Here is a 15915-nt window from a genome sequence, read left to right as displayed (position 1 = left end):
GTCAGAATGACAAAAGGGCAGTTGCCGACACAGACGGCCACTGCCCTTTTTTCTGCGCGACGCGCGGCGCGTTGTCAGAACGGCTTGATCACCACCAGCGCCACCGCTGCCAGCATGCCCAGCACCGGCAACTCGTTGAACATCCGATACCACTTGTCCGAGCGCTTATTCTCACCGCGCTCGAAAGTCCGCAGCAGTACACCGCAATACGCGTGATAGATCACCAGCAGCACGACCACGCCGACCTTCGCGTGAATCCAGCCCTGCCCGCGGCCAATCCCGATGCCGAGCCACAGATATAAACCGCAGGCCAGCGCAGGCACCGCGATGACGGTCATGAAGCGAAACAGCTTGCGCGCCATCGTCAGTAAGCGCGCCGTTGCGGCGGGCTCCGTTTCCATCGCCAGATTGACGAAGATACGCGGCAAATAAAACAGGCCGGCAAACCAGGAGGCAACCAACACGATGTGAAACGTCTTGATCCAAAGCATCAACGATCCCCGAACAGCATTTGACTGGCTGGCGAACGAGGTAGGCGCACGTCGCCGCGCACGCCCTCTCATGCCAGATTGCGGCGGCCTTATTGACGGCCTTCGCCGTGACCCAGCACCACGTATTTCAGCGAAGTCAGCCCTTCCAGGCCGACCGGACCGCGTGCGTGCAGCTTGTCGTTCGAGATGCCGATTTCCGCGCCGAGACCGAATTCGAAGCCATCGGCGAAACGTGTCGACGCGTTGACCATCACGCTCGCCGAATCCACTTCGCGCAGGAAACGCATTGCGCGGTCGTGATCTTCGGTGACGATAGCGTCGGTGTGATGCGAGCTGTATTCGTTGATGTGCTCGATTGCGGCGTCGAGGTTGTCGACCACCTTGATCGCCAGCACCGGCGCGAGGTATTCGGTACGCCAGTCTTCTTCGGTGGCGTCGACGAGCGGCGTGACGCCTGCGTCTGCGAGAATCGCGCGCGCCGCCGGATCGACCCGCAACTCGACTTCCTTGCCGCGATACAGCTTGCCCAGCGGCGGCAGGACTTCCGCCGCAATACCGCGTGCGACCAGCAGCGTTTCCATCGTGTTGCAGGTGCCGTAGCGGTGCGTTTTGGCGTTATCGCACACGTTCAGCGCCTTGGTCAGGTCGGCCCGGTCGTCCACGTACACATGGCAGATGCCGTCGAGGTGCTTGATCATCGGCACGCGGGCCTCGTTGATCAGACGCTCGATCAAACCCTTGCCGCCACGCGGCACGATCACGTCGACGAATTCGGTCATCGTAATCAGCTTGCCGACCGCGGCGCGGTCCGACGTAGCGACCACTTGCACCGCGTCTTGCGGCAAACCGGCTGCCGCCAGCCCTTCGCCGATCAGCTTCGCCAACGCCGTGTTGCATTCGAGCGCTTCGGAACCGCCGCGCAGAATCGTCGCGTTGCCGGACTTCAGGCACAGCGCCGCGGCGTCGATCGTCACGTTCGGACGCGATTCGTAGATGATGCCGATCACACCCAGCGGTACACGCATCTGCCCCACCTGAATGCCGCTCGGACGGTACTTCAGATTGCTGATTTCGCCGATCGGATCAGCCAGCCCCGCGACCTGGCGCAAGCCTTCGAGCATCGTTTTCAGCGCCTTGTCAGACAGAATCAGACGGTCGATGAAAGCCGCATCGTGGCCCTTTTCGCGAGCCCGCGCGACGTCGCGCGCATTCGCTTCCTTGAGCAACGCGGCGTCGCGTTCGATAGCCTGGGCGACGGCTTCGAGCGCGGCGTTCTTCGAGGCCGTCGACGCGCGGGCCATGGCTCGCGAAGCCTGGCGGGCGCGACGACCGAGGTCGGTCATGTACTGGTTGATATCCATGGTCATTCTCATGATGCCGTGCACGTCGAGGTGCAGCGGATAAGCGGAATTAGCGAAACATCAAACAATTGTAAGTCGGGCGCAGGGGCTTTGCTGGGACGGCGGCGTGCGGTTCTGCGAGAGTCGGCGTTGCGGGCGTCAAGGTGCGTGACATCAGTGGATTGAACGAGACATGCCTCGACGTACCACCCGGCGCGCAACCCCGCGCATAACCCCGCGCACAACAATTAACGCCGCAGCCTCCTCCGAACCGTTCACGAAGCCTGACGGAACCCGCTTCGTCACTGCGATTCAGACTGGCCTTCGCGGCGGCACACCTGTTGCGGCACGAGGTCGCGGCGGCGGTGGCGGCACAGGCGAGGTCTTCGGCGCAGCCACCGACATCGCCAGTTCGAACAGACCATCCCACGGATCAGGCGGCGGATCATGACGATGATTGCCAGGCGTGCCGCCCGACAACCCCTTCACCTGTCGATCCAGCCGCGCTGCCAGAGCAAGCGCCTTTTCCAGCGCACCTTCAGTCACACGCGACAACGCGGGCCCGATCAACCGCTCACGCGGGCCCCACACACGGTTTTCGCGGACCAGCATCGCAAGCGGCTTGCCGGCAGACACGCCGCGCTTGATCCGTAGCAGCGTGCGCACTTCTTCGACCACGGCCCACAGCACCAGCACCGACGCCTCACCTTCACCACGCAGCCCATCGAGCATGCGCGACAAACGGCCCACATCGCCCGCCAGCATGGCTTCGTTCAGCTTGAACACGTCGTAACGCGCGACGTTGAGTACGGCGTCCTGAACCTGCTCGAAACTTAACGAACCTGCCGGATACAGCAGCCCGAGCTTCTGAATTTCCTGATGCGCAGCAAGCAGATTGCCTTCCACCCGCTCAGCGATAAACGCGAGCGCGCGCCGCCCTTCTTCGCCGGCGGCCACCCGCTGACCTTGCGCGGCGAGCCGCTGACCCACCCAGTTCGGCAACTGCGCGCGATCGACGGGATCGATCTTCAACGCGATGCCCGCATCGGCGATTGCCATGAACCACGCGGACTTTTGCGTGGCTGCGTCGAGCCGGGGCAGCGTGATCATGGTCAGCACGTCGTCGTTGACGGCGGCGGCGAGCGCCTTCAGCGCGTCCGCACCTTCCTTGCCTGGCTTGCCGGACGGAATACGCAACTCGACCAGTTGACGGTCGCCGAACAGCGACATCGACTGGCTCGCGCCCAGCAGCGAACTCCAGTCGAATCCACGCTCGACGGTGAACACCGAGCGGTCGGTGAAACCGGCCGCGCGCGCGGTGGCGCGAATGCGATCGCACGCTTCCTGCGCGAGCAGGTGCTCGTCGCCGTACACGACGTACAGTCCGGCGAGACCCTTCGCGAGATGCGCTTCGAGCGCGTCAAGTCGCAGTTGCATGGCTACCGATCGGCAAGGTTGAACAGATGCAGCAATTCGGACACGAGAACGACGCTCACAGCGGCGGCGGCGGCAACGGTGCGCGCGGCGCGACTGCAGGGACGCCCTGACCCGGCGCAGGATTCAACGAGCGCACCACACCCAGGCGTCGTATCAACTGGTCGATCGCATCGTTTTCCATATCGGCGAACAGGATGTCGGACTCGGCGGCCTTTGCCTGCGAGAACTGGTCGCTGTAAGTCATTGCGCGGTTCAACGCGATCACGCTCGACGGGATCAGCACGGTGCCGTCCTTTCCGGTCAACGTGTAGGTCATGCTCAGATTCAGTTGATATTCCTGGACGACGCCCAGTGAACTCAACGTCAGCGTGCTGACGCCGCGCCCTTGGGTCAGCTGCAATGTCGCATCGGCATTCGCGGGCGAATTGACCACGACCGTGTCGCTGCCACCTTGCACCATGCGCGTCAGCCGCGCGACAGCGGCCGGCGAACCGCCCGTCACATACAGGCGTTTGAAGGCGTAGTCCTGCTGGCCACGCAACTGGAAGCCGCAAGCGGACAACATCAGCACGCTGCAAGCCAGCGTCAAAAACGATCTGCGAGTCACATTGGCTCCCGGTTCGCAGTAAGTTGCGCGGCGTGGACAGGCGCCGCCGCGCACGGCGGCGTCCTGTCTGCCGACATGTTTTTGTGGACCGTCAAACGACCACGTTCACGAGACGGCCCGGCACCACGATGATCTTCTTCGGGGCACGGCCTTCGCTGAACTTCGCGACCATTTCGTGAGCGGCCGCGAGCTGTTCGATTGCTTCACGGGTGGCATCTTTCGCCACCGTGATCGCGCCGCGCACCTTGCCGTTCACCTGCAGCACGAGTTCGATCTCGGCTTGCTCAAGCGCCTTTTCGTCGACCTTCGGCCACGCTGCGTCGAGCAGCGAGCCGAATTCGTCGGCATAACCGAGTTCCTGCCACAGCTGGAACGTCAGGTGCGGCACCACCGGATACAGCACGCGCAGCATCACACTGTAGGTTTCGCGCAGCACGCCGGGGTTCGCGCCCTTCGCGCTGTCGAGCGCGTTGAGCATCTTCATCGCCGCCGACACCACCGTGTTGTACTGCAAGCGTTGATAGTCGAAGTCGGCCTGCTTCAGCACGTTGTAGATCTCGCGGCGCAGCACCTTGTCGACTTCGCCGAGTTGCGCGGCGTCGAACTTGCCGCCCGCGCGCAACGCTGCCTCGTTGCTCTGACCGAAGCTCCACACGCGACGCAGGAAGCGGCTCGCGCCATCTACGCCCGAACCCGACCACTCGAGTTGCTGCTCGGGCGGTGCGGCGAACATCACGAACAGACGTGCGGTGTCCGCGCCGTGCTGGTCGATCAGCAATTGCGGATCGACGCCATTGTTTTTCGACTTCGACATCTTCTCGACGCCGCCGAGCACCACCGGCTGGCCATCCGAGTTCAGGACTGCGCCAACCGGACGGCCCTTGTCGTCGAACGACACGGTGACGTCAGCCGGGTTGTACCAGGTCTTCTTGCCCGCATCGCTTTCGCGGTAATACGTTTCGTTGAGCACCATGCCCTGCGTGAGCAGGTTCTTGGCCGGTTCGCCGAACTTGATCAGGCCGAGGTCGCGCATCACCTTCGCCCAGAAGCGCGAGTACAACAGGTGAAGAATCGCGTGCTCGATCCCGCCGATGTACTGGTCCATCGGCGCCCAGTAATCGGTGCGCTCGTCGACCATGGTCTTCGCGTCCGGCGCCGCATAGCGGTAGAAGTACCAGGACGAATCGACGAAGGTGTCCATCGTGTCGGTTTCGCGTTTGGCCGCGCCGCCGCAAGTCGGGCACGCGCAGTTCACGAACGCTTCGGACTTCGCGAGCGGATTGCCCGTGCCGTCCGGCACGAGGTCTTCCGGCAGCACCACCGGCAGATCTTTTTCCGGCACCGGCACGTCGCCGCAAACCGGGCAGTGGATGATCGGAATCGGCGTGCCCCAGTAACGCTGACGCGACACGCCCCAGTCACGCAGACGCCACGTGATCTGCTTGTCGCCGAGACCGAGTTCCTTCAGGTCCGCTGCGATCTGGTCGACCGCCGCTTCGTACGCGAGGCCGTCGTACTTGCCACTGTTGATCAGCGTACCGGTCTTCTCGCCGTACCATTCCTGCCAGGCTTCGGTCGAAAATTCCTTGCCTTCAACCGCCACCACCTGCTTGATCGGCAGGTTGTATTTCTTCACGAACGCGAAGTCGCGTTCGTCGTGCGCCGGCACGCCCATCACCGCGCCTTCGCCGTAGCTCATCAGCACGTAGTTGCCGATCCACACTTCGACCTGTTCCTGCGTCAGCGGATGCGTGACGTAAAAGCCGGTGCCCATGCCCTTCTTTTCCATCGTCGCGACGTCGGCTTCAGCCACTCCGCCGCGCTTGCATTCTTCGATGAACGCCTGCAGTTCCGGTTTGCCTTGCGCGAGACGCGTGGCGAGCGGATGCTCGGCGGCGATGGCGCAGAAGGTCACGCCCATGATCGTGTCGGCGCGCGTGGTGAACACGCGCAGCAGCTTCTCTTCGCCGTCGATTTCATACGGGAAACCGAAGTTCACGCCGAAGCTCTTGCCGATCCAGTTCTGCTGCATGATCTTGACGCGTTCGGGCCAGCCGAGGCCGTCGAGGTCGTTCAGCAGTTCGTCCGCGTACTGCGTGATGCGCATGTAGTACATCGGGATTTCGCGCTTTTCGACCAGCGCGCCCGAGCGCCAGCCGCGCCCGTCGATCACCTGCTCGTTGGCGAGCACGGTCTGGTCGACCGGGTCCCAGTTGACGGTGCCGGTTTTCTTGTACGCGATGCCCTTTTCGAGCATCTTCAGGAACAGCCACTGATTCCACTTGTAGTAGTCGGGGCTGCAGGTGGCGACTTCGCGCGACCAGTCGATCGCGAGGCCCATCGACTGCATCTGCTTCTTCATGTAAGCGATGTTGTCGTAGGTCCACTTTGCGGGCGGCACGTTGTTGGCCATTGCCGCGTTTTCCGCCGGCATGCCGAACGCGTCCCAGCCCATCGGCATCAGCACGTTGTAGCCGTTCATCCGCAGATAGCGGTACATCACGTCGTTGATCGTGTAGTTGCGCACGTGGCCCATGTGCAGCTTGCCCGAAGGGTACGGCAGCATCGAGACGCAATAGAACTTGGGTTTGTCGCTGGATTCCGTCGACTTGTACGCGTCAATCGCGCGCCATTGCCCTTGCGCGGCGGATTCGACGTCGGAGGGAACGTATTTTTCGTGCATGGTGTGATGGGATCGCTGGGTCGGTGCTTTCGCACCGGCCGCTTTGGTGCTCTGCTGGATGAAATGGCTTCGATTCCCCGTCAACGGGGAAAGGGCTGATTATACCGTCCGCGGACGGGTACGCCGCGCGGTGTGGCAGGCGGGCTTCGCGTGGTTTGTGCTGCTGCGGCGGTTCGGGTGGATTCGGTGCAGATGGGGTTGGTGCGCGACGCAACCGCAGCAGAGTAACGCCGGGCCGTATTCGGCCGTCCGTCACGGAAGGCCGGCACGATTCGACATGGTCAGTTCGAACGAGCGGCGCTCATCGGCAAACGCTCCACGCGCATTGTCGGCGACGCACTCAGTGCGCGGTGCCGGGCGCTCCAGCCTGCGGCGGCGGCGGGTCCGTGACAAAGCCGATCCGCTCGAGCCCGGCCTGCTGGGCCGCGCCCATCACCTGGGCGATGACTTCGTAACGCGTGGAGCGCTCCGCGCGCAATTGAATCTCAGGCTGCTCGGCCTGCTTGCCGGCCTCCGCGAAACGCGTGCGCAGCTGGTCCGATGTGATGACGCTGCCGTTCCAGTAAAGTTTGCCGGCGGCGTCGATGGAAAGAGAAATGGTTTGCGGCGTCTGACGCGCGGGCGCCGACGCGACCTTGGGCAGATCGAGCCGGATTGCGTGCGAGAACAAAGGCGCGGTAATGATAAAAATCACCAGCAGCACCAGCATCACGTCGATGAGCGGCGTCATGTTGATCTCGGCCATGGGCGCGGCCGCCTGCTTTTTCTCGAGTCCGCCGAATGCCATGTCGCCTCCTTCTGCGAGAGTGGGCTATCTCTTGATGGGCCTTGGCGAGTCATATCCCGCTGGATATGACGCATGAGGCTTGCCCGCTGTACCGCTTGCAGGCAATCCAACTAGCCAGTCAGGCCTGATGCGTCGACGCCTGCTGCACGCGCACCGGCGGCTGAGCCGGCTCTATCGGCGCACAAACGTAAGCATGCAGATCGTGCGCGAAGCCGTCGAGTTCCTCCGACAACTGCCGCACGAGGCGCCCCAGCACGTTGTAAGCAAGCACCGCCGGAATCGCGACCACGAGGCCGAAGGCGGTCATGATGAGGGCCTCGCCCACCGGACCGGCGACGTTCTCGATTTGCGCCTGACCACTCGCGGCGATGCTACCAAGCGCGTGATAAATACCCCACACCGTCCCGAGCAAGCCCACAAACGGCGCCGTACTCCCCACCGACGCCAGCAGCACCTGCCCGAATTCGAGCCGCCGCTGCGACGCGTTGAGCGCCTGACGCAACGCCCGCAGCACACGTTCGCTACGCTCGACGCGCGCCAGCAGCACACCGGGAATATCGACTTCAGCCGCGTGAAGCGCGGCTTCGGCGAGCGGCGCAAACACCCGCTCGCGATCTACCTGCTTTAACGCAGAGACCCCTTCGGACAACGTGGAAGCCTGCCAGAATCGCGCAATGGCGCGGCTAGCCTGACGTTTGGCGCGAGTAAGAATCCAGCTTTTGACGATCAGAAAGCACCAGCTCGCGATCGACATGGCCAGCAGTACATACGCGACACCGTGCGTAATTGCATCGCTGGATTGCAGGTAATGGATGATGCCGCTGCTGCCTGCCATCTGACCTCGCCGGAGAATGTGGTTTCAGGAGCGGGACAGGAGCCGCGATGCCCCCGTCCTGTTTGAAAAACCCTTGCGTAAGATCCGCTTAACGCAGACCGAGCACGTCCTGCATGTCGAAGAAACCGGTCTTGTGATTCTCAAGGAAATGTACAGCACGCAGCGAGCCTTGCGCATACGACAGACGGCTCGACGATTTATGCGTGATCTCGATGCGCTCGCCGATACCCGCGAACAGCACCGTATGATCGCCGACAATGTCGCCGCCGCGAATGGCCGAGAACCCGATCGTGGACGGATCGCGCTCACCGGTCACGCCTTCACGGCCATAGACCGCGCAGTCGTCGAGATCGCGGCCGAGCGCACCGGCGATCACTTCGCCCATGGTCAACGCAGTGCCCGACGGCGCGTCGACCTTATGACGGTGATGAGCTTCGATGATTTCGATGTCGTAGCCGGTCGCGAAATGCTTCGCCGCGAATTCGAGCAGCTTCAGCGTGACGTTCACGCCCACGCTCATGTTCGACGCGAACACGACACCAATGTGGTCGCCCGCCGCACGCAATTGCGCTTTCTGCGCATTGTCGAAGCCGGTCGTGCCGATCACCATTTTCACGTTGTGGCGCTGGGCCGCTTCGAGATGCTGAAGCGTGCCATCAGGGCGCGTGAAGTCGATCAGATAGTCGGATTCGGCGAACACGCGCTCGATGTCGTCGGTCAGCAGAACGCCCGTCGGTTTGCCGAGAAACGCGCCCGCGTCCTGACCGAGAAGCGCGGAGCCGCTACGGACAAGCGCGCCGGACAGCGTGGCGGCGGGATCGTTGAGGACGGTTTCGATGAGCATGCGGCCCATACGGCCCGATGCGCCAGCAATGGCAATTTTCATGGCGATGAGGGTGCAAAAAATGCGAAGAAAGTACAACCCGGCAAATGCGGGCTAATGCGGCGACGGCAGACAGCACACCTGCGCGCCGCGCACATCAAGAGAAAGCGGAAAAGCCGGCGGGCCTGGCGCCCGTCGGCGTTGCCCGCCTTAAGACAGGGACAGCGTGATTAGCCGCCCGTTCCCGACGAAGTAGACGGGGACGACGTAAGCGGCGCGTTGAGCGTCGGGCCGCCATTGCTGCTTTGCGGACCGGTCGGTCCCACCGGATTGCTGTCCGTGTTCGGCTGCGGCGGCGGCGGACGGTGGAACTGGAACTGCGGCTGACCCGCGGCAGTGGGGCCTTGTGACGGGATGCCGCCGCCATTCGCGGTCGGCGCGCTAGGCACGGCCGAGCGCGGATTGCCCGGCGTTGTTTGCACCGCGTCGGTCGCGCGATTGGCGGCCTGCGCGGCTTCCGCGTTTGCGTCCGTGGACGGAACAGCCGCTGCTGTACCAGCGGAGGCCGGCACTGCTGCCGTAGCCGCCGGCGCGCTTGCCGCACTGGCTGCGCTCGGCGCAGCCGCCCTTCTGCCGCCACGACGGTCGCCGTCGATTTCAGCGAGCAGTTCGAGGTTCGACGGCAGATCTTCGCCACCTTGCCAGCTGGTGACGAGGTCACCCGAGAAGAACACGACGAAGTCGCGCTGTTGCACGATGGAAGTCGAGCCGCGCTTGAAATAGAACACGTAATCCCAGCGGTCTGCGTGGAACATGTCGGTCAACAGCGGCGTACCAAGCAACTGACGCACTTGCGCACGAGTCAGGCCGATTTTCATCTGGGCAGCAGCTTCTGCCGAGACGAAATTGCCTTGCACCACTGTAATACGGTACGGCGTGATGCTTTGGGCAACGCGCTGTGTCAGGCTGTCGTAAGTGGAACATCCGGCAAGAACCGCGACAGTCGCAACAGCGATCAAGGTACCCCGCATGCGGCTCCCCCGGTAGATCAATTGAGATTTTGAAATCATTTCACTCACCGTGCGGGCCCGAAGCCGAGCCGCGCGAGTTTCATTCATCGAAGATGACCAGAACAGCAAAAACACATTACTATGAGAGCCCAGCATTGTACTCTAGGGATCCCTTGCCATGACCAATCCAACCGATCTCAAGAATATCGGGCTCAAGGCGACCCTTCCGCGCCTCAAAATCCTTGAGATTTTTCAGCATAGCCCGGTGCGTCACCTGACCGCCGAAGACGTATACCGCAACCTCCTGCACGAAGAACTCGATATCGGCCTGGCAACCGTCTATCGCGTGCTGACGCAGTTCGAGCAGGCAGGCCTGCTCTCGCGCAGCAATTTCGAGTCGGGTAAAGCGGTGTTCGAATTGAACGAAGGGTCGCACCACGACCACCTCGTATGCCTCGATTGCGGGCTCGTCGAAGAGTTTTTCGACCCCGAAATCGAGAGCCGCCAGCAGTCCATTGCGAAGGAACGCGGCTTCAAGCTGCAGGAACACGCACTGGCGCTGTATGGCGCCTGCACGAAGGAGAATTGCCCGCATCGCAAGCACTGATGCGGGTCTGACCGCGGCGGGGAACGCGGTCCGGCATGCAAAAAAAGACCCGGCCGATGCGAATCAGCCGGGTCTTTTTCATGGTCGGCGCGTGCCGCACAGATGCCCGGTTTACGCCGGGGCAACCAGTTCGGCGGTGATCTCAAACTGCAACCGCCAAGGCTCGGTTAATGAGATTTCGTCGCAATTGGGCTGCTCTCCGCCACGGTCCACCACGATGAAATCGCACACTCGATCAAGCGCCAGCAACGGGTGATGCCACACGCCTCTCGCATAGCTCACCCCCTGCCACGAGTCGGTCCAGAAAGCCCGCATCTGCGCCGGGTCGAATTCGCCCGCGGGCGCGACCACCACCAGGTAATGTTCATCGCGTAAGGGAATGAAAGCCTGACTGCCCAGCGGATGCCTTTCCAGCATCGTGATATCGACTGGCAACGCCCGCGGCTGCGCGCGGAACAGGTTGATCAGCGGACGGCCGCCCTGCTCCGTCACGTCGACCCGCGCGAGATCGTGGTAGCGCTCGGTCGTGCCGCCGTTGATCGCGAAATGACGCGCGCCATCCAGTTCGATAACCTCGCCGAACGGCGCGAAAGCTGCGCGTGTCAGGCGTTCCACCTGCAATGTCTTCATCGGCCGATCCTCCGTTAAGCGACTTCGCCCCACAGACGCAGCCGCGACACGCCGCCGTCAGGAAAGATATTGAAACGAACATGCGTCACCGGACCCAGTGATGCAAGGCCGTCCGTGAACGTGTGCACGTGGTCCATCTGCAGTTTCTGTTCGTCGAGCAACAGCGGCCAGAACATCGCCTGGGTGACGAGCGAGTCATCCGTACCGCCTGTGACCGAGGCGGCCTGTAGCGAACAGCGGTCGGGAAAATTGCCCTTGAAGTGCGCGGTATCCACTTCGATCTTGCGGATCAGGCCAGGCCGCGCCAGCGCGACGATCGCCCAGTCATTGCCCGGTTCGCGACGCCGCCGGGTTTCCCAACCGTCGCCCATGTTGACGCCGCGCTCCGGCATCAGCATCTGCGAAGCGGGACCGAAATGCTGGTTGTTCGCGGCCACCAGGTAGGCACCGTTTTCGATGGCGGCGAGATCGAGCAGCGTGCCGCGCTCGACACGCTCCCAGTCGCGCTTCGGCTGGCCGTAGACCCGCAGTCGCGCGAGGCCGCCGTCCGGATACAGATTCACTCGCAGGTGTGTGAAGGCGCGCGAGTTGTTCACGTCGACGTAATGGTGCTGGTTGCCCTGCAACGTGGTCGCCGGCACGAGCGTCTGCCAGTCGGCGTTATCGGGCGGCGTATCGGTGTCCGCGTAACAGGCGTCGATTGACGCAGCCGGCGGGAAGTTGCCCGTGAAGTGGCTCGTGTCCAGATCCACGCCGTGCACGACGCCCGGTCGCGCGAGACGGATCACGCAATAGTCATGACCGGTGGTGCGCTTGCGACGGGTTTCCCAGCCGTCCATCCACTTGCCGTGATCGTCGTATTTGCCGGGGATGAATACCGCCGGCTGGGGTTCGAGCATGCGCTCTTTCGGCGCGAAGAATTCGTCGCTCGCATACAAGGCCTTCGCGCCCAGTCGCGGGTCGGCGAGATTCATGTAGCGACGGGTGAAAGCAGGAGCGTTAGGGTCGAGGATCGGATTAGCCATAGTCTCAGTCAGGCAGCGAAAAGAGAAAGGACAACCGGCGGGTGTGATGCTGTCCGCCGGTGCGGAACGCGCGCTGCATGGGCGCGCGGAATTCGGGATGGGGATGCTGAGGGTTGGGTTGCAGACTGCGGTGGTGTGGAAGCTGTGTTCTTCGCGGCAGGAGCGGCAGCGGCAGCGGCGAATCGCAAGTTCTGCGCGTAGCTACGCCCAAGTTGCCCCAACCGCACCGCCAATAGCGAAACACTTCTGCCTCGCGAACCAACGTTAGACCGCCGGCATACGCTCGCCAGCCAGCGGTTCGACGCTTGCGTCCTCACCGGCTGCCACATAACGCAAAGCCGCATCACGGTTCAGCACGCGATGCGCGCGCGCCCTGTCGATATCGTTTTCCCACACGGCCACGACCACCGTTGCTACACAGTTACCAATCAGGTTGGTCAACGCACGAGCAATGCCGACGAACCAGTCGACAGGAAGAATCAGCACGAGACCGAGCACAGGAATCGCCGGAATCGCGGACAACGTGGCCGCCAGAATCACGATCGCCGAGCCCGGAATACCGTGCGCGCCCTTCGACGTCACCAGCGACACCAGCACCACCACGATCAGGTCATGCAGCGACAACGGCGTGTTGGTGGCTTGCGCGATAAAGATCACCGCCAGCGTGAGATAGATGGAGAAGCCGTCGAGATTGAACGAGTAACCGGTCGGAATCACCAGCCCGACGGTCGAGTCCTTCACGCCCATCCATTCGAGTTTGCGCATGATCTGCGGCAGAACGGCGTCGGACGAAGCCGTGCCGAGCACGATCGACAGTTCCTCGCGCAGGTAGCGAATCAGTTTGAAGATGCTGAAGCCCGCGAGCCGCATGACGATACCCAGCACGACCACGACGAACACCAGGCAGCTCGCGTAAAACACCAGCACCAGCATGCCGAGCTGCTTGAGCGACTCGACGCCATAAGTGCCGGTGGTGAACGCGATCGCGCCGAGCACGCCGAGCGGCGCGAGCTTGATGATGAAACCCATCACACGGAAAAATACTTGCGACAGTTCGTCGATCAGGCCGCTCACGCGCTGCGCCTTATTGCCCAGCAGCGACAGCGCCGAGCCGAACAGCACGGAGAACACGAGAATTTGCAGAATGTCGCCGGTTGCAAACGCGTTGATCGCCGTGTCCGGGATGATCTTCAGCAGGAATCCCGCGGTGTCTTTGAGGCTCTTCGCGTTCTCGGTGTAGGTTGCGAGCGAGGCCGGATCGAGCGAATGCAGATTGATGTTCATGCCGACGCCAGGCCGCGTTGCGTAGGCGAGCACGGCGCCGATCACCAGCGCGATCGTCGTCATTACCTCGAAGTAGACCACGGCCTTCAGGCCGACTCGCCCAACCTTACGCAGATCGCCGGCGTGCGCCATGCCGCTGACCACCACGCAAAACACGATCGGTCCGATCACCATCTTGATCAGCTTGAGAAAGCCGTCGCCGAGTGGACGCAGCGATTGCGCGAAATGCGGATACACCGCGCCGATCACGATGCCCGCGACCAGCGCTATGACGACCCGGCCAAACAGCGAATTGAAAAATTTCAACACGGCTTCCTCCTGGTTGAGATTTACATCTGTTCAGACTGGTCGGACCAGCACTGTTATGGCCAATAGTAGGAAGCCGATATACTGGCGTCAAGGATTTATAAAACAGTGTTTACCCGTCGTTTTTCCAGCTATTTCGGGTCGGAATGTGGGACGCCATCTTCCAACGGGACGAGCGCCTAGACTGCGTATTAGAATGCTGGTCAGACCGCGTCACCCAGTGAGCCACGATGAAAAACGCCCCGCATACCGTTACCGATGCCGCCATCGCGACCATCCGCGAACGGATTGAAGCGGGCGTCTATCCGGTAGGCAGCCTGCTGCCGGCCCAGCGCCAACTCTCCGAAGAACTGTCGATCAGCCGTGCTTCGTTGCGCGAGGCGCTCTCCACGCTGGAGGCGCTCGGTCTGCTGATGATTCGCCCCGGCAAGGGCGTGTATGTGGAAAGCGCCCAGGCAACCGGCGCGCAATCGTGGCGCTTTGCTGAGCAGTCGTCGCTGCCCGATACCTATCAGATGCGCTTCGCACTGGAAGGCTTTATCGCGCGAATGGCGGCGCTGGCGGTCAGCGATTCCGACCTGGCCTGGTTCGAAGAAAACATCACGGCAATGCAGACCGCGCTCGCCTGCGATGAACTCGACGAAGCCGCCCGCCTCGACTACGACTTCCACATGCGGATCGTGAACATTGCCGGCAACGCGGCGATCGAATCGATTCTCAGCAGTAGCGCGGACATCATGAAGGAAAGCCAGCGGATGCCGTTCTATCGGCGCGAACTGGTGCTGTCCACGTACACCGAGCATCGAGTGATTCTGGACGCACTCAAGGCACGAGATTCCGCCGCAGCAGGCAAGGCGATCGAAACGCATATTTCGAACGCCGCGCAACGTGCCGGAGTCTATTTCCCCACGCCGCAGACGTAAAAAAGCCGCTCCGAGGAGCGGCTTTTCATTGCTTCTTTGCCCTGTCCTACGAACGGCGCGTGGCCGGATCGACAGGACAGAAAGCGAACGCGCTAACTTACTTCGCGTTAGCCAGCGCCACAGCCGTGTCCAGCATGCGGTTCGAGAAGCCCCACTCGTTGTCGTACCAGCTCGACACCTTCACCAGACGGCCTGACACCTTGGTCAGCGTTGCGTCGAACGTCGACGAAGCCGGGTTGTGGTTGAAGTCGATCGACACCAGCGGTGCTTCGTTGTAGCCGAGGATGCCCTTCAGCGCGCCTTCCGATGCTTCCTTCATGATCGCGTTGACTTCTTCGACCGTCGTGTCGCGTGCAGCGATGAACGACAGGTCGACGACCGACACGTTGATCGTCGGGACGCGGATCGCGTAGCCGTCGAGCTTGCCGTTCAGTTCCGGCAGCACGAGGCCAACCGCCGACGCTGCGCCGGTCTTGGTCGGGATCTGGCTGTGCGTGGCCGAACGGGCGCGGCGCAGGTCTTCGTGATACACGTCCGTCAGAACCTGGTCGTTCGTGTACGCGTGGATCGTGGTCATCAGACCGTTCACGAGGCCGATCTTGTCGTTCAGCGGCTTGACCAGCGGTGCCAGGCAGTTCGTCGTGCACGATGCATTCGAGATGACCGTGTCCGATGCCTTCAGAACGTGGTGGTTCACGCCGTAGACGATCGTTGCATCGACGTCCTTACCGCCCGGCGCCGAAATGATCACCTTCTTTGCGCCGCCCTTGATGTGCGCGCTAGCCTTTTCCTTGGTCGTGAAAAAGCCCGTGCATTCCAGCACGACGTCGACGTTCAGCTCGCCCCACGGCAGTTCAGCCGGGTTGCGGTTTGCCAGCACGCGAATCTTGTCGCCGTTCACGACCAGGTAGTCACCGTCCACCGACACTTCGCCCGGGAACTTGCCGTGCGCGGTGTCGTATTGGGTCAGGTGAGCGTTGGTCTTGGCGTCGCCCAGATCGTTGATGGCGACGATTTCGATATCGTGCTTTTTGCCGTTTTCGTAGAAGGCGCGCAGCGTGTTGCGGCCGATACGGCCGTAGCCGTTGATTGCGACGCGAATCGTCATGGTCTATCTCCTGATGGCT

The 15915-nt window shown here is 62.3% G+C and carries 15 protein-coding genes; 2 read left to right on the top strand and 13 right to left on the bottom strand.

Going from position 1 to position 15915, the window contains the following annotated elements; all coding sequences use genetic code 11:
* Nucleotides 1-74 precede the first annotated feature (74 nt).
* The 9 genes from LMG28727_RS19800 to LMG28727_RS19760 all read right to left on the bottom strand — a co-directional run bounded on the left by LMG28727_RS19800 (nucleotide 75) and on the right by LMG28727_RS19760 (nucleotide 10034).
* The gene (locus tag LMG28727_RS19800; protein ID WP_201643994.1) at nucleotides 75-491 is read right to left on the bottom strand and encodes a CopD family protein; all 417 of its coding nucleotides are present in this window, start codon (nucleotides 489-491) and stop codon (nucleotides 75-77) included.
* Nucleotides 492-580: 89 nt separating this feature from the next.
* Nucleotides 581-1852, bottom strand: coding sequence for a glutamate-5-semialdehyde dehydrogenase (locus tag LMG28727_RS19795; protein WP_201643993.1), 1272 nt, complete (start codon nucleotides 1850-1852; stop codon nucleotides 581-583).
* A gap of 291 nt (nucleotides 1853-2143) precedes the next feature.
* On the bottom strand, nucleotides 2144-3268 hold the full coding sequence (gene holA, locus LMG28727_RS19790; RefSeq protein ID WP_201643992.1) for a DNA polymerase III subunit delta: 1125 nt from the start codon (nucleotides 3266-3268) through the stop codon (nucleotides 2144-2146).
* 55 nt (nucleotides 3269-3323) lie between these two features.
* Nucleotides 3324-3875: an LPS-assembly lipoprotein LptE gene (locus LMG28727_RS19785; RefSeq protein ID WP_201643991.1), complete on the bottom strand. Its 552-nt coding sequence runs from the start codon at nucleotides 3873-3875 to the stop codon at nucleotides 3324-3326.
* Between the two features lie 91 nt (nucleotides 3876-3966).
* Complete coding sequence (leuS, locus tag LMG28727_RS19780) at nucleotides 3967-6558, bottom strand: leucine--tRNA ligase (RefSeq protein ID WP_201643990.1); 2592 nt, start codon at nucleotides 6556-6558, stop codon at nucleotides 3967-3969.
* Between the two features lie 340 nt (nucleotides 6559-6898).
* A complete protein-coding gene (locus LMG28727_RS19775; protein WP_201643989.1) occupies nucleotides 6899-7345 on the bottom strand; it encodes an ExbD/TolR family protein in 447 nt (148 codons plus the stop codon).
* Nucleotides 7346-7463: 118 nt separating this feature from the next.
* Entirely contained in the window at nucleotides 7464-8180 is a 717-nt protein-coding gene (locus LMG28727_RS19770; protein ID WP_201643988.1) for a MotA/TolQ/ExbB proton channel family protein, read from the bottom strand.
* An 88-nt stretch (nucleotides 8181-8268) separates the two neighbouring features.
* Nucleotides 8269-9066, bottom strand: a complete 798-nt coding sequence (gene dapB / locus LMG28727_RS19765; RefSeq protein WP_201643987.1) for a 4-hydroxy-tetrahydrodipicolinate reductase — start codon at nucleotides 9064-9066, stop codon at nucleotides 8269-8271.
* Between the two features lie 167 nt (nucleotides 9067-9233).
* The gene (locus tag LMG28727_RS19760) at nucleotides 9234-10034 is read right to left on the bottom strand and encodes an outer membrane protein assembly factor BamE (RefSeq protein WP_201644134.1); all 801 of its coding nucleotides are present in this window, start codon (nucleotides 10032-10034) and stop codon (nucleotides 9234-9236) included.
* A 157-nt stretch (nucleotides 10035-10191) separates the two neighbouring features.
* Here LMG28727_RS19760 and fur point away from each other — a divergent pair, with 157 nt between their 5' ends.
* Nucleotides 10192-10620 (top strand): ferric iron uptake transcriptional regulator, encoded by a 429-nt coding sequence (gene fur, locus LMG28727_RS19755; protein WP_169499872.1) that lies wholly within the window; start codon nucleotides 10192-10194, stop codon nucleotides 10618-10620.
* A 111-nt stretch (nucleotides 10621-10731) separates the two neighbouring features.
* Here fur and LMG28727_RS19750 read toward each other — a convergent pair whose 3' ends face one another.
* From LMG28727_RS19750 to LMG28727_RS19740, 3 genes are all read right to left on the bottom strand, one after another.
* Entirely contained in the window at nucleotides 10732-11250 is a 519-nt protein-coding gene (locus LMG28727_RS19750; protein ID WP_201643986.1) for an ureidoglycolate lyase, read from the bottom strand.
* A 14-nt stretch (nucleotides 11251-11264) separates the two neighbouring features.
* The gene (gene alc, locus LMG28727_RS19745) at nucleotides 11265-12275 is read right to left on the bottom strand and encodes an allantoicase (RefSeq protein ID WP_201643985.1); all 1011 of its coding nucleotides are present in this window, start codon (nucleotides 12273-12275) and stop codon (nucleotides 11265-11267) included.
* Between the two features lie 264 nt (nucleotides 12276-12539).
* Nucleotides 12540-13868 (bottom strand): C4-dicarboxylate transporter DctA, encoded by a 1329-nt coding sequence (locus LMG28727_RS19740; protein ID WP_201643984.1) that lies wholly within the window; start codon nucleotides 13866-13868, stop codon nucleotides 12540-12542.
* A 227-nt stretch (nucleotides 13869-14095) separates the two neighbouring features.
* On the opposite strand from LMG28727_RS19740, the gene LMG28727_RS19735 reads away from it, so the two are divergent.
* A complete protein-coding gene (locus tag LMG28727_RS19735; protein ID WP_201643983.1) occupies nucleotides 14096-14788 on the top strand; it encodes a FadR/GntR family transcriptional regulator in 693 nt (230 codons plus the stop codon).
* Nucleotides 14789-14885: 97 nt separating this feature from the next.
* On the opposite strand, the gene gap is transcribed toward LMG28727_RS19735, so the two are convergent.
* A complete protein-coding gene (gene gap, locus LMG28727_RS19730) occupies nucleotides 14886-15896 on the bottom strand; it encodes a type I glyceraldehyde-3-phosphate dehydrogenase (RefSeq protein WP_169485299.1) in 1011 nt (336 codons plus the stop codon).
* Between the last annotated feature and the right edge of the window lie 19 nt (nucleotides 15897-15915).

This window comes from Paraburkholderia metrosideri, assembly GCF_904848625.1.
Lineage (GTDB): Bacteria > Pseudomonadota > Gammaproteobacteria > Burkholderiales > Burkholderiaceae > Paraburkholderia > Paraburkholderia metrosideri.
This window is presented reverse-complemented; position numbering and strand designations above follow the sequence as displayed.